13 protein-coding genes are annotated in these 15,118 nt (G+C 42.8%); 12 read left to right on the forward strand and 1 reads right to left on the reverse strand.

Annotation, left to right across the window (positions count from 1 at the left end):
* Nucleotides 1-775: 775 nt before the first annotated feature.
* A complete protein-coding gene (locus tag ACTJKA_RS18005) occupies nucleotides 776-1,096 on the forward strand; it encodes a metalloprotease family protein (protein WP_224930385.1) in 321 nt (106 codons plus the stop codon).
* Nucleotides 1,097-1,153: 57 nt separating this feature from the next.
* Here ACTJKA_RS18005 and ACTJKA_RS18010 read toward each other — a convergent pair whose 3' ends face one another.
* Nucleotides 1,154-2,647: a peptide MFS transporter gene (locus ACTJKA_RS18010; RefSeq protein WP_047202703.1), complete on the reverse strand. Its 1,494-nt coding sequence runs from the start codon at nucleotides 2,645-2,647 to the stop codon at nucleotides 1,154-1,156.
* A 263-nt stretch (nucleotides 2,648-2,910) separates the two neighbouring features.
* Between ACTJKA_RS18010 and ACTJKA_RS18015 the strand changes: the two genes are divergently transcribed.
* The 11 genes from ACTJKA_RS18015 to ACTJKA_RS18065 all read left to right on the forward strand — a co-directional run.
* A complete protein-coding gene (locus tag ACTJKA_RS18015) occupies nucleotides 2,911-4,695 on the forward strand; it encodes a right-handed parallel beta-helix repeat-containing protein (RefSeq protein WP_255836173.1) in 1,785 nt (594 codons plus the stop codon).
* Nucleotides 4,696-4,893: 198 nt separating this feature from the next.
* A complete protein-coding gene (locus ACTJKA_RS18020) occupies nucleotides 4,894-6,219 on the forward strand; it encodes an LLM class flavin-dependent oxidoreductase (protein ID WP_440607878.1) in 1,326 nt (441 codons plus the stop codon).
* A 17-nt stretch (nucleotides 6,220-6,236) separates the two neighbouring features.
* Nucleotides 6,237-6,740, forward strand: a complete 504-nt coding sequence (locus tag ACTJKA_RS18025) for a GNAT family N-acetyltransferase (RefSeq protein ID WP_024720188.1) — start codon at nucleotides 6,237-6,239, stop codon at nucleotides 6,738-6,740.
* 22 nt (nucleotides 6,741-6,762) lie between these two features.
* Complete coding sequence (locus tag ACTJKA_RS18030; protein ID WP_008347268.1) at nucleotides 6,763-7,557, forward strand: amino acid ABC transporter substrate-binding protein; 795 nt, start codon at nucleotides 6,763-6,765, stop codon at nucleotides 7,555-7,557.
* 24 nt (nucleotides 7,558-7,581) lie between these two features.
* The gene (locus ACTJKA_RS18035; RefSeq protein WP_007498163.1) at nucleotides 7,582-8,256 is read left to right on the forward strand and encodes an amino acid ABC transporter permease; all 675 of its coding nucleotides are present in this window, start codon (nucleotides 7,582-7,584) and stop codon (nucleotides 8,254-8,256) included.
* A 12-nt stretch (nucleotides 8,257-8,268) separates the two neighbouring features.
* The gene (locus ACTJKA_RS18040) at nucleotides 8,269-9,015 is read left to right on the forward strand and encodes an amino acid ABC transporter ATP-binding protein (protein WP_007498162.1); all 747 of its coding nucleotides are present in this window, start codon (nucleotides 8,269-8,271) and stop codon (nucleotides 9,013-9,015) included.
* A gap of 33 nt (nucleotides 9,016-9,048) precedes the next feature.
* Nucleotides 9,049-10,206 carry an amidohydrolase gene (locus ACTJKA_RS18045; protein ID WP_440607879.1) on the forward strand — a complete coding sequence of 386 codons (1,158 nt, stop codon included), beginning with the start codon at nucleotides 9,049-9,051 and terminating at the stop codon, nucleotides 10,204-10,206.
* Nucleotides 10,197-11,531, forward strand: a complete 1,335-nt coding sequence (locus tag ACTJKA_RS18050) for an MmgE/PrpD family protein (protein ID WP_440607880.1) — start codon at nucleotides 10,197-10,199, stop codon at nucleotides 11,529-11,531. Before ACTJKA_RS18045 ends, ACTJKA_RS18050 begins: the two co-directional genes overlap by 10 nt.
* 408 nt (nucleotides 11,532-11,939) lie before the next feature.
* A complete protein-coding gene (locus tag ACTJKA_RS18055; protein WP_046527591.1) occupies nucleotides 11,940-12,635 on the forward strand; it encodes a response regulator transcription factor in 696 nt (231 codons plus the stop codon).
* The gene (locus ACTJKA_RS18060) at nucleotides 12,625-14,052 is read left to right on the forward strand and encodes a sensor histidine kinase (RefSeq protein WP_007498154.1); all 1,428 of its coding nucleotides are present in this window, start codon (nucleotides 12,625-12,627) and stop codon (nucleotides 14,050-14,052) included. Before ACTJKA_RS18055 ends, ACTJKA_RS18060 begins: the two co-directional genes overlap by 11 nt.
* Before the next feature lie 273 nt (nucleotides 14,053-14,325).
* Nucleotides 14,326-15,118 (forward strand): transposase (locus ACTJKA_RS18065; RefSeq protein ID WP_440607782.1); only part of this gene is annotated, 793 nt, incomplete at its 3' end.

Here is a 15,118-nt window from a genome sequence, read left to right on the forward strand (position 1 = left end):
TTATCCCTTTTTGATACTAAAAATATTCTCATTTCATTGACTACACTTGCATACATATATCCTATTATTTCATTTTCATCTATTAGATATTTTAATACAACTGTATCATATCGCAAAATGAATTCATTTTTTGGGATAACTTCTTTAAAAGAATCTTTTATTACAACATTTATGAATTTCATAATCAATTTACCACTTGTAATCACATCATTGATATTATCAGGTGATTTCGTAAAAAGTCTCTATTACGGTGTCATTTTATTTGAAGCAGGGCTGATAATGAGTATTATATTTCCGAAAAATAAGAGTTCTTTAAATGAGTTCTCTGCTTCTGTACTATGTATTGTAATGGCTGTAGGACTTTACCTAATTTCAAATAGTGTGCTTATTTTTGTCTCTGTATACTTGTTGCTATTCTCAGTTAAATATTATTTGTTGGAAAGGAGTTATTTAGATGAGGCTGCCTAGGTGGATTTTTTTAGGTACAATTTTGTATTTAGTTGCTTTTTTAATTGATTATATAACGACTCTTTTTTCTATTGATGAGACTGGCGTATATATGTCAAAATTAGGACTGAAAATTGATATGACAATGAATGAAGAAGAATTGTATACGAATTTTTCATTTACATCTCAAATTTTAATTATATATGTTATATATATTCTCTTTATTGTTGCGCTATTTGCTATTATCAAGTCTAAAAAAACAACGAAATAAAGTATGGAAAACCTGATTTTATTTATAAAAGGGTTTATTCTTTTTTATCTTATATTGATGAGTGTGCTTATTATCCATGAAGCTATTCATTTGTTGTTGATAAAAAAATTTCGAAAGAAGATATTAGGGATGAAGCTTAATTTTTTTGGAGCTAGCGTTACATACCTAAATGATAAAGAATATCTTCATATTTTTATCATTTCAGTAGCACCTAATATTATTTTGCCGATTAGTGGAGGGATCTTATTATACTATGATATCAGCATATACTGGAATGCATTTGCATTTATTTGTATATTAAACCTTGTGAATTTGTTCCCTTTTACTGCCGATGGATCCATCATATTATATTCCATAATGAAGATGCTGAAAAAATGAAGGATTATTATAAAAAAAGCAAAAACTGGACATGATGTACTCATGTCCAGTTTTTTATTAATGAACGCCTTTCATCGCTTTCTTAATCACTGGTGTCAGTAATAGCATTACAACGCATAAAACGATGGCCAGCAATCCGATGATACCGAAATAGACGGTTTCTGGCACTTTATCAAACAGTTTGACTACTTGCGCATTGATCGCCTGTGCCATCGCATTTGAAAGGAACCAAAGGCTCATCGTTTGTGCTGAGAAGGCAGCAGGTGCCAGCTTTGTTGTCGCTGACAGTCCAACTGGTGATAAGCAGAGCTCTCCGATCACGACGAGGAAGAAGCTCAGAACGAGCCATAATGGGCTCACAAGTGTGTTCGGACCAGACATGTATGCAGGAATGATCATGATGATGAAGGATAATCCTGCAAACAGAAGGCCGAGTGAGAACTTAATCGGGGTAGACGGCTGTTTCTTGCCAAGTCTGACCCATAACCAAGCAAACACTGGAGACAGCAGCACAATAAAGATCGGGTTCAATGATTGGAACCACGAAGACGCTAGTGTCATCCCAAGGAAATTCAAGTTTGTTCGTTGATCTGCATATGTCGCTAAAATGTTTGAACCTTGTTCTTGAATCGCCCAGAACATCACCGCAGCAAGGAACAATGGAATATAAGCGAGAACTCTGGATTGCTCTACTTCGCTCGTCTTTTTACTGAAGTACATGATAATGAAATAAACAATCGGAATGAGCACACCAAGAACACTGACAAACCAAGTGAATAAATTAATTGTGAGTGCGCCTGTTTGAATGCCAATGACAGCAAAAACTGCGAGCAAGATCACAACCAATGATCCGTAAATTTTGAAGTTCTTACGTTCGGCAGCTGATAATGGATTTGTCACATAAGTGCCGGCAAGACCAAGGTTCGGTTTTTTTGTGACCACAAATGTAATGAGTCCAACAAGCATCCCGACGGCAGCGAGTGAGAACCCGAGGTGGAAATTCACTTTTTGACCGAGTGTTCCGACAATTAATGGGGAGATAAAGCCACCCATGTTGATCCCCATGTAGAAAATACTAAATCCAGAGTCCCTACGTGGATCTGTTTTTGTATACAGGTCGCCAACAATATTTGAAACGTTTGGCTTAAGAAGACCTGTCCCAATAATAATCAGTCCCATACTAATAAAGAGCGCTGTTGCTCCACTTGGCAAAGCCAAAATCACGTGGCCAAGCATAATGAAAACTCCGCCATAAAACACCGTACTGGACGAACCAAATACCCGGTCGGCGAGCCATCCGCCAATAACTCCTGACATATAGACAAGCGCACCATAGACAGACATGATCGAATTAGCGGTTGTCTGGTCGAAGCCAAGACCGCCTTTTGTCACCTCTGTGTACATATAATAAATAAGCAGTGCACGCATGCCATAATAAGAAAAACGCTCCCAAAATTCAGTGAAAAACAGTGTGTAAAGTCCTTTAGGATGTCCAAAAAAACCTTTTTGAGGAACACTTTTAACAATTTTATCGTGGTCAATTGTAGACATGGCATAGATCCTTTCTTAAAAAAAGAGATATGAGAAAAATGATATTCTTGTATAGTTCTTGTGTCAATATAAAACTATTCTAAAACAGGAAAATGTTAGTTCAATAGGCGTAAAGACTCAAAAAAATGAAAAATTCGCTCAAGTGAAAATCATCGGAAAGTTATTCCAGAAGAATTTATATAAAATTTGAAATATCGTACAAGCAAACCTTTTCCACATGCATAGGATGACAAGAGGACATGTGTAAAAAGGAGGGGTTTTCATTGGGGGATGTAAATGAATCTGATCTGAAGAAACCCATTGTCAATGTATTAGACTTTGGCGTGATTGCTGACGGGAAAACGGACTGTACAGCGAAACTGAACGAATGCCTGGAATGGACAAAAGCACAGGGCTACTCCCACGTCTGGCTGCCGAGTGGAACGTATCTAATAGATGCGGTGTACAGGGGGGATCAATTTTTTCCTTTTCGTAATGCCGGCATACGAGTGCCAAGTCATATTTGTATTGAGATGGCATCAGATGCCGTTATCAAAGTGAAACCAAATGATTCGTGGGGATATGCAGCCTTTTATATTGGAGAGGTAGAGCATGTGACCATTCGGGGCGGGCGGATTGAAGGCGATCGTGATGAGCATGTGTACAAGGTACTCCCGCCAGAAAGAAAAACACATGAATGGGGCTTCGGTGTGTGTATTGAAGGTGCTTCCCATGTGAATATCGATCGTGTTCAAATCAACAATTGTACGGGAGACGGCATCATTGTCAGTCCGCACGGTTTATTGACCCATATCGAATCGTACTCGCCTGCTTCGTCTATTCATATTTCTGGCTGCACCATCACTGACTCAAGGCGAAACAATATGTCTATTACAGGCTGTGATGGTGTCATTGTGGAAGACTGTTTGCTTGAAAGGGCAGGGGTAAATGGTGTCGAGCCAAAAATGGGCATTGATATTGAAGGATACGGAGAAAATGCGACCAACTTGGAGGAACCGCTGAATATTCAGATTCGAAACAACATAGTCAGAGGCGGCGCAGCCAGCTCTATCTATAATTTCAATGGCTATGGTGTGATCATTGAAGGTAATCAAACGGACAGCAGTATCTCCTATGGCTTCGCCACTGAAATGATCATTGCGAATAATTTGATTCGTGCAGCGGGTGGGGGCGTGACAAAAGCAGGGATTACGAGCTTAGGCGTGCCGCTTGATCAATCGGAAAACAATGTGATCATTATTGGCAATATGATTGAAGGGTTTGAAAAGGGGATTGATGTGAGGGGAGACAGCGTGCACATCACAGGTAATAAAATCAGTCTTTTTGAAGATGCGGCTGTGTCTGTCTATATGGCCAATCGTATTTTAATAGAAGGAAATCATATTGAGTCAGGGACAAACACACGGCTTAGAAGTACATCGCTGCGTATTTATCAATCAGACAGCATTGTCTTTTCAAACAATACCGTCTACTCTGTCATCGATGCGGCGATGGTCAGAGGAACGAATATTCTCATTCAGCATAATCAATTCAAGGAATTCAGCCGAGGGATATGGGTGCAGGAGGGAGAAGCGGGGATCAACGGCAATCACTTTATTCAAGAAGGACATTCACAGCTCGCATCTTCGTATACAATCAGCGTGACAGGAAATGCAAAGGCTTTCATATGGCAGAATCGTTTTAAGCACTATCAAAACTATGCCGTCTACAGCAATACGACCGCTCCTTTAGAGATTAAAGACAATTCCTTTGAAGAAACGTCCTTATATGTGGTGATGTATATTAAAAATGGCTCACCTCAAATTGGAGATAACCGCTTTTATTTAAATCGTTCGATCGGACAGCCGACAGCCGTTTTTCTTGATGAGGTTGTCTCAGCACGTGTGCTGCGGAATAACATCATTAATCTCTCTCCTCAAAAAGCGATTGCCGTCCGCACCGTATCTTCCACTCATTCGGTGATTGCCCATAACGTACTGGAGCGCAGTCAATTGATGACACACTCCACGGACCGGCTCATCGGAAATATTGAAATTGATCCGCCGTAAACGCCTGTAAATCCCTTTTTTTGGAGGTTCAGAAGGCGGTTGACAATCATGTAAAAAGGGCATATAGTAATAATTATTTTTCATTTTTCACAACATTTGCCCTTTTTTTATGGATAAAACCGATTAATTCAATCAGAAAAATGTATCTTGTAAAATAATCACTTGATACAAGGAAGATATAGAAAGGATGAAGAACAAGTGTCACAGCCGAAACGGAAGCTCAAGCTAGGCGTATTCATCGCAGGAACTGGACATCATGTCGCCTCTTGGAGACATCCGAAAGCAGTACCAGACGCAGCCATGAATCTTGATTACTTTAAACAATTAGCGAAAAAGGCCGAGGAAGGGAAGCTGGATTTGCTCTTTTTAGCCGACAGCTTATCAATTAATCATACATCTCATCCAAATGTATTAACGAGATTTGAACCGCTCACCCTGCTTTCTTCGATTGCAGAGTCTACCTCAACAATTGGTTTAGCAGCAACAGCATCAACTACATACAGTGAGCCGTTCCATATTGCGAGACAGTTTGCCTCACTCGATCATTTATCAGGCGGACGAGCAGCATGGAATGTGGTCACATCTTCTATTGAAGAAACAGCGAAAAATTTTAGCGGAGAAGAGCATTTAGCGCACCACAAACGATACGAGCGAGCTGAAGAATTCGTCGATGTCGTCAAAGGTCTGTGGGATTCTTGGGAAGAGGACGCACTTATCAGAAACCAAGAAACAGGAGAATTCTTTGAGTCTAGTAAGCTTCATGAGCTGCAGCACAAAGGTGAATTTTTCTCCGTACGGGGTCCGCTTAACGTATCACGCACCCCTCAAGGACAGCCGGTGATCATTCAAGCAGGGTCTTCTGAAGATGGTCAAAAGCTTGCGGCTAAAACGGCTGAGCTCATTTTCACGGCACAAAACGATCTCGACAAAGCGAAGGAATTTTACCAAAGCTTGAAGGGGAAAGTAGAGGCTGCTGGACGAGCGAGAGAAGATGTCAGCATCATGCCGGGCATCTTCCCAATCATTGCCGATACAGTAGAAGAGGCAAAAGCGAAGTATGAAGAATTACAAGAGCTGATTGTTCCAGAGATCGGCCTTAGCATTTTACAAAACTACTTAGGGGGTATTGATCTTTCGCAGTATCCACTAGACGAACCGCTTCCAGAGATTGATCCAAGCGCGTCAAATGCCGTGAAAAGCCGCTTTGACCTTGTGATGAATATGGCGAGAAAGGACAACCTGACCATTCGCCAGCTCTACCAATCTGTTGCAGGGTCCCGCGGGCACCATATCTTCATTGGAACACCAGAGCAACTAGCAGATGTGATGGAGACATGGCTCGTTGAAGAAGCAGCCGACGGTTTTAACGTGATGCCGCCATTATTGCCAGAAGGCCTTGATGCCTTCGTAGACCGCGTCGTTCCGATCCTTCAGGAAAGAGGCCTGTTCAAAACAGAATACACAGGACAAACTTTACGAGAAAATCTCGGATTAAAACAGCCAAAAAATCGCTACACGACATAAAGGTGAGGTGACTAACGTTGGGATATACGTTTCGTCTGGCAACTGAGGATGATATAGAAGCGCTGCTTGAACTGACAACAAGAGCCTATGAACCGATTCGTGAGCTCGGCATCCAGTTCCAAGCAGCACATGCAGATGTCGCCCTCGTTCAGAAAAATGTACAAAAGAACCTTTGCTATGTAATGGAAGAAAACGGAGAGCTTCTCTCCACCTTATCACTCCGTATGCCTTGGGGAGAACAGCCAGGACCATTCGGCGTTCCGCATATATGGTGGTTTGCTTCAGAACCAGCGGCAAAAAAAGGCACAGGCTCAGCCTTGCTTGAGTGGGTTGAAACGGAAGTGCTAAGGGACACACTAAAGGTACCGTTTGTCTCTCTTGGGACAGCTGATAAGCATCCGTGGCTCATGGACATGTATGAGCGTAAAGGCTATGTCAGAGCAGGTGAAAAGGATCTAGGCAAAGGCCATATCACCATTTATTTTAAAAAACAATTACGATCAGATATTACACAACCATAAGAGGAAAGAAGGGTGTACGAACATGAAAAACAAAAAGTGGCTAGTTGTTTTATTTGCGGCAATGCTTGCGGTGTTAGCAGCATGCGGCGGGGGCAATCAGAGTGAAGGCAAAGATGAGAAAGTGCTTAAAGTGGGCGCTACAGGACAAAGCTATCCATTTGCTTATAAAGAAAACGGCAAACTAGTAGGATTTGATGTCGAAGTCACAGAAGCCATTGCGAAAAAACTAGGCTACAAACTAGACTGGCAGCTGAGTGAATTCAGCGGACTGATGGGCCAGCTGACATCTGGTAAGCTGGATACCGTATCAAACCAAGTTGCGATTACAGATGAGCGTAAACAAACGTTCAACTTTACAGATACGTATGCATACGCAGGAACACAAATCATTGTCAAGAAGGACAACAAGGACATTAAAGGACTTGACGACTTAAAAGGAAAAACGGTGGCGGCTGTTCTTGGCTCAAACCATGCCAAAAACCTAGAGAGCAAAGACCCAGACAAGAAAATCAACATCAAAACATATGAAACACAAGACGGTGTCTTAAATGAAGTTGCAAATGGCCGTGTAGATGCTTACGTCAACGGACGCAGTGTCTTGTTAGCTCAAATTGAAAAAACAGGACTTCCACTCAAAATCGTCGGCAACCCAATCGTATATGAAGAAGTCGGCTACCCATTTGCCAAAGATGAAAAGCACGACAAGCTAAGAGAAGAATTCAATAAAGCGATCAAAGAATTAAGAGAAGACGGAACACTGAAGAAATTGTCTGAGAAATATTTCAAAGACGATGTCACAGTGCCGATTAAAAAATAACAACAGCGGCGGTGAAAAGCAGACATGAATCACATTGATTGGCAGTATATGGTGACGGTTTTTCCAACCTTGATTCAATACTTGCCGATAACGATCTTCATGGCGATTGTCTCCATGGTATTTGCCATTATCATTGGTGTGGTATTCGCGCTTATAACGAAAAACCGGATACCTGTCTTATACCAATTTGCCAAGCTGTATATTTCTTTTTTCAGAGCGGTTCCAACTTTGGTTCAGCTCTTTCTCATTTATTTTGGTCTTCCGCAGCTATTCCCTGCGATGACCTCAATGGATGCTCTAACAGCGGTCATTATCGGTTTAAGTATTAAAAACTCAGCGTACTTAGCAGAAATTTTTAGAGCGGCTCTTAATTCAGTGGATGAAGGGCAGCTTGAGGCGTGCCTGTCTGTCGGCATGACAAGATGGCAGTCTTACGTCAGAATTATTTTCCCGCAGGCCGTCAGAAATGCCATTCCAGCGACGGGGAATACCTTTATTGGTCTTTTAAAAGAAACATCGCTTGCCTTTACCATTGGGGTGGCAGAAATGTTTGCGCAAGGGAAAATGATTGCATCGGCCAACTATAAGTACTTTGAAACGTATTTAGCGGTTGGCATTGTGTATTGGGTGCTCACCATCATTTATAGTTTCCTGCAAGACCTATTTGAACGAAAAATCAGCAAACCTTACCGGAATTAAGGAGGTGTGGACATGATCAAGCTCACCAATTTGAAAAAATCATTCGGCGACCTTGTCGTCTTAGACGGAATTAATCTTGACGTGCAAAAAGGGCAGGTTGTGGCCATTATCGGACCTTCTGGCTCCGGTAAATCAACATTGCTGCGCTGTCTAAATCTATTAGAAACGCCAGATGAAGGTACGATTGAAATTGGCGATGCGAAGCTGAATGCGTCTAAATATACACGTAAAGAAGCCCATCACCTGCGTCAGCAAACGGCCATGGTGTTTCAAAACTATAATTTATTCAAAAACAAAACAGCCCTGCAAAACATTACAGAGTCACTGCTTGTGACGAAAAAAATGACAAAACAGCAGGCAAATGAAATTGGTATGAAGCTATTGAAACAAGTAGGGCTAGAACAAAAAGCTGACAGCTATCCGGTCACACTATCCGGCGGTCAGCAGCAGCGAATCGGGATTGCCCGTGCGTTAGCGGTCGATCCACATGCGATTTTGCTGGATGAACCAACGTCAGCACTAGATCCAGAGCTTGTTTCAGGTGTGCTTCAAGTGATTAAATCCATTGCCATTCAAGAAACGACGATGATCATCGTGACACATGAAATGGCGTTTGCAAGAGAAGTAGCAGATCATGTGATTTTTATGGCAGATGGTCATATCATTGAGCAGGGAACGCCAACCGAACTATTTGACGAAACGAAGAATGAACGAACAAAACGATTTATCCAAAAAGAAGCAGCGGCTGAAGAAGCATAAGCTGCTTTTTACTCTTTAGAGGGGTGAGTATCAGTGAAATCATTAGGAAATCAAGCTTTAAACAAACGTTTAATTAACATACGCCGAGCGCTTCATGAGCATCCAGAGCTGGCATTTGAAGAATATGAAACGACCAAAAAACTACGAGGCTGGTTAGAAGAGGAAGGGATCACTGTACTCGATTTTCCAGATCTTCAAACAGGGGTCGTTTGTGAAATCAAAGGAGAACAAGAGGGACCAACGATTGCTCTGAGAGCCGATATTGACGCACTTCCAATTGAAGAAGCATCTGGCGAACCATTTTCTTCAAAGATACAAGGAAAAATGCATGCATGCGGTCATGATTTCCATACCGCTTCGATTTTTGGTGCGGCCGTCCTATTAAACGAACGGAAACATGAGCTCAAGGGAACAGTGCGCATTTTGTTCCAGCCGGCTGAGGAAGTGGCGCAAGGAGCGAAACACGTCATAGAGGCAGGCGTCTTAAATGGAGTGGATGCGATATTTGGTATGCACAATAAACCTAACCTGCCAGTTGGCACCATCGGGATAAGAGAAAAAGCATTAATGGCGAGCGTCGATCGCTTTGAAATTGACATTCAAGGAACGGGTGGTCATGCTGGAATTCCAAATCACACAATTGATCCGATTGCCATCAGCGGTCAGATCACAAGCGCCCTACAGCAAATTGTCAGCCGCCGCATTAGTTCTTTGCATCATGCGGTTGTCAGCATCACACGTATTCAAGGCGGCACATCATGGAATGTGATACCTGATCGCGTCGAGATGGAAGGGACCGTTCGGACGTTTGAACCTGAAGTGAGAGCGATGATTCCAGATCTCATGAAACAAATCGTGAGCGGTATCGCAGAAGGGTTTGGCGCAAAGGCAGATGTGAAATGGCATCCGTATTTGCCTTCTGTGATGAATGACGAGCGTTTGACAAAGGTTGTGGAAGAAACAGCAGGAGCGCTTGATCTCGCAGTAGTGGAGGCAGAGCAGTCACCAGGCGGAGAAGACTTTGCCCTTTACCAAGAACGCATTCCAGGCTTTTTCGTCTGGATGGGGACGAGCGGTACAAAGGAGTGGCATCACCCTGCCTTTACGTTAAATGAAGACGCACTCCCTGTTGCCGCTGCCTTCTTCTCCGAGCTTGCGGTTCGGGCGTTGGAGTCAAGATCATGGAACTAACGAAACAGCTCGCAGAGGCAGTACTCTCTGCTGATCCGCTGCAAGATCAACGAGCCATTCAAATGGCTCGAAACGGTCTATTAGACGCTGCGGCAGCAGCGCTTGCTGCAAAAGAGGATGAAGGGATTCAGAAGCTCATGACGCTCGTGGAACAAGAAGGCGGCGCGGCTCAAATTCCTGTCATTGGACAAGGGAAGAAGGTCAGCCGTCAATCCGCAGCCATGCTAAATGGCTACCTGATTCACGCCCTTGATTATGATGATGTGCATTCTGATGTGAGAGGACACCCAAGTGCAGTGATCATTCCGGCCTTGCTTTCCCAGCTGACCAACGGGGAGGCGTACGGTGATCGATTTCTAGCAGCCTACATTACTGGCGTCGAAGTGATGGCAAGGCTAGGTGAATCCATTGGCAAGTCGCATTATGAGCGGGGCTGGCATAATACCGGAACTCTCGGAGCCATTGCAGCGGTCTGTGCGATTGGTTATTTGAAACAAGTTTCACAGAAAGAGCTGGCGAAAGCGATCGGTTTTGCTGGTGCGCAATCAGTTGGAATGCGAAAGCAGTTTGGGACTGATATGAAACCATTGCAAGCCGGCTTAGCCGCTAAAACAGCCGTATGGTCCATGGATTTAGCTTGCTCAGGTTTTGGCGGGAGTGAATCGCTTCTAGATGGGGAGTTGGGCTTCTTTTCTCTCTATGGGGATCAGAAACTGGCGGAAAGACGTCTGCTAGAGGACTATGGCACTGCATGGCGTATCGTGTCGCCAGGTCTATGGTTTAAAGTGTATCCGTTCTGTTCAGCGGCGCATCATGCAGCCGATGCGATCGAGTCATTAGTACAAGAACACTCTTCCTTACAGGAGAAGATCGTACAGGTCGACGTCATGTTTCCGCCTGGCGGAGATGCCGCACTCACGGAGCGGACACCTTTGACGGGAGAAGAGGGACGATTTAGTGTCGAGTATGTCATCGCACTAGCAGTGTTTGGACAACCTTTATCACTGGATGCTTTTACGAAAAAAAACATTTCACCAGAGCTGCGGGCATGGATGAAGCGGGTAAATAGAGTGTATGATCAAACGACACAACCCCATCCAGACGCAGTGCCAAAAGGACGATTTACGATTGTAAAGCTCAACTTATCTGACGGCACCACCATCAGCAAACGAGTCGATATCCCCCGGGGAGCACCAGGCTGTGCGTTATCGACAGAAGACATCATACAAAAGCTAAGCAGCGTCACCAGCACATCACAGGCAAAGCAGCTTTTACAGGCGGTTGAAGAGGGGAATGACGCTGCTTACTTGCAACTGCTGGCATGACAAGGAAAAGGGCTCATCAATCAGATGAGCTCAGCGTGTAGACAAACCCTCGCATTCTTTGTCAGTTCTGCGTGCTGGTGCTCACGAATGTCAAATTCGCTCCGCGCCAGTACTCGTCCTTCCTAGACTGCAAAGATTTTCTATCACGCTGAAAAGAAGACAAAGGACTAAAATCAAGTTCATTTTAGCCCTTTGTCAACAATTTGGGCTCATCAATCAGATGAGCTTTTTTTCATAACAAAAATCAATGCGGGTCACCTCGACACCCAGCTCCATCAAAAAGTATGAATAAAAGATGACCAAAGCATGATAAGTTCATGAAATCGTATCAATCCAATTGAGATTTGAGAAGGAACATGTAAAATAAAGCTACATAAAGAAAAACAAAGGCAACAGCGGAGGCTGATGATGAAAATATTAATGATTGAAGATAACCAGAGTGTTTGTACAATGACGGATATGTTTTTTCAACGAGAAGGGTTTCAAGCGGAATTCGTCCATGATGGATTAGAAGGATTGAATCGATTTAAGCAAGAGGAGGATTGGGATCTGCTCATCTTAGATGTCATGCTTCCTTCAATGGATGGACTGACCATTTGTCAAAAAGTACGCCAGATTAGTGATGTTCCGATTATTATGCTGACAGCAAAGGAAACGGAATCTGATCAGGTGCTGGGCTTCGATCTTGGGGCAGATGATTATGTGACAAAACCCTTTAGTCCGCTCACCTTAATGGCAAGAATCAAAGCAGTGAAACGACGTTTTGCTCAAACAACATCTACTGAAGAAGGAGCGAAAGAGGACGAACGGCTGGAGACTGAACATTTTCAGTTAGATAAAAAAACGAGAGAAGTGTTTCTAGAGGGGAAACGGATCGAAAATTTAACGCCAAAGGAATACGATCTGCTGTGCTTTTTTATACAGCATCCTCGGCAAGTATTTTCACGAGAACAATTGCTTGAGCAAATTTGGGGATACCAATTTTATGGTGATGAACGAACAGTTGATGTTCATATTAAACGGTTGCGCCAAAAAATCGGAGACGGACCTAAGCCCTTTCTGTATACGGTATGGGGCGTAGGGTATAAGTTCGATGAAGATTAAATATTTTTACCAGTTGCTGATTAGTCACCTTGGGTTATTGCTCATTGCCATCATTATTATCAGCACCTTGATGTCTCATTTTGTGAAAGATATTGCTTATCAAAATAGGGTAGACGAAATGAGTTCGTATGGGAATGAAATTTTGGAGAATTTTAAACAATTGTCGAAAGCCGAGATGAACTTCCGTTTGCGTCCATTTGAAGACATTCTTTCGACGAGACAAATCCGTTTTTTCGTCTTTGATGAAAAAGGGACTGTGCTATCTCAGCAGCAAGAGATGCCGCCGCATGAAGCGTTACTCACAAAAGATTTGTGGGCCAAGCTCGCAAAAGGAGAAGAAATTATTGTCAAGCGAAGTGATTCACGCCGGCTTGATCAAGAAGCATCACTTGTGGCACTTCCTGTCATGGAAGACGGAAAGCTGAAGGGCGGGGTGGTGCTCATAGCTCCTATTCAAGGAGCAGAAGAGCTGATTGCTCAAATGAATCGGTATTTATATATCATCGTGTTTGTGGCATTGACGATTACCTTTATTCTCAGTCTGTTTCTGTCGAAGTTCCATGTGAATCGTATCAAAAAACTGAGAGAGGCAACTGAGAAAATTGCGCATGGTGACTACAACATTCATCTTGAAAACAAACACCTTGATGAAATTGGTACACTAGGTGAGGATTTTAATATGATGGCCAATCGTCTTCAACGGTCAAGAGAGGAAATTGACCGGCTCGAAAAGCGTAGGCGACAATTCATTGCGGATGTGTCTCACGAATTGAAAACACCGCTGACGACCATTCGAGGATTGGTCGAATGGCTGAATACTGCGGATGTGCCGGCAGAAGAGAAAGAGAAATGCTATGCGCTCATCACTGATGAAACAAAACGAATGCTTCGTCTCGTCAATGAAAATATGGATTATGAGAAAATCAGGTCGAATCAAATCACCCTTCAAAAATTTCACTATCCACTCATTGATACGTTTGAAGTGATTAAGGAGCAGCTGAGCCGAATGGCTGAAGAGAAAAACAATCAGCTCATGGTAGAGGTTCACCCTGAACAAAAGGTATACGCAGATTATGACCGGCTCATTCAAATTCTCGTCAACATCACAAAGAACGCCATTCAATTTACAGAAGGCGGCCGTATTTCTTTGAGAGGGAAAGAAGAGAATGGGGAAACGATCATTGAAGTAGAAGACACGGGAATCGGCATTGCACCTGAAGAAGTCAAACACATTTGGGAACGTTTTTATAAAGCGGATATTTCGAGAACGAATACACCATATGGAGAATACGGACTTGGATTGTCGATTGTCAAGCAGCTTGTGGACTTGCATGACGGACAGATTGATTTAAAAAGCGAAAAACATAAAGGAACAACATTTATCATTCGTTTACCGCTACCACAAGAAAAGGGCTAAACTCCGTTTAGCCTCAGCGTGTAGACAAACCCTCGCATTCGGTGTCAGTCCTGCGTGCCGGTGCTCACGAATGTGAAATTCGCTCCGCGCCGGTACTCGTCTTTCCTAGGGCTGCAAAGGTTTTCTATCACGCTGAAAAGAAGAGAAAGGGCTAAACTCTGTTTAGCCCTTCAGGCTGTCGAGAAAATCTCGACAGCTTTATTTTTTTCCTTAAATTTTCCACTATCCCATTTTATAATAGAGAAAAGCATACTAAAGGAAGGTGTTTTTCTCATGTTCCACACTAGAAATTCTTCTCAGCACGAAGCCGAATTTGTTTTGCTAGATCAATTGGTCGAAGAGGATCACCTGCTTCGTAAAATTGATCAGTACATTGATTTTTCATTTATCATAGACAAAGTAAAACCATATTATAGTGAGAATAAAGGTCGTCCCTCACTTGATCCACTTATTTTGTTTAAAATGATGTTTATTGGATACCTGTACGGTATCCGTTCTGAAAGACAACTTGAAAAAGAAATTTACTATAACATGGCGTATAGATGGTTTTTAGGTTTAAACATCAATGACCCCGTTCCCCATCACTCGACCATTAGCTGGAATCGTCGTACTCGATTTAAAGATACAACCATTTTTCAAGACATTTTCGATGAAATTGTTCTTCAAGCCATCAATCACGATATGGTTGGAGGGCGCGTTCTTTTTACTGACTCCACTCATCTTAAAGCCAATGCCAATAAACATAAATATACAAGAAAAACGATTGAACAAGATACCCAGAACTATATAAATGAATTAGAAGAAGCGATCCAAGAAGATCGGGTGGCACACGGAAAAAAGCCCTTAAAGGTAAAAGAGGAGGTGAAAACGGAAAAAGACATTCGTCAAAGTACGACTGATCCTGAAAGTGGCTATCTTTATCGTGAAAACAAACCAGAAGGCTTTTTCTACCTAGACCACCGTACAACGGATATGAAGTACAATATCATCACAGATGCTCATGTCACGCCTGGCAATGTCCATGATTCCGTTCCGTATCTTGAACGATTGGATCACCAAATCGCAC

The sequence above is a fragment of the Bacillus sp. 22190 genome (genome assembly GCF_052045575.1).
In the GTDB taxonomy this organism is placed as follows: domain Bacteria; phylum Bacillota; class Bacilli; order Bacillales; family Bacillaceae; genus Bacillus; species Bacillus altitudinis.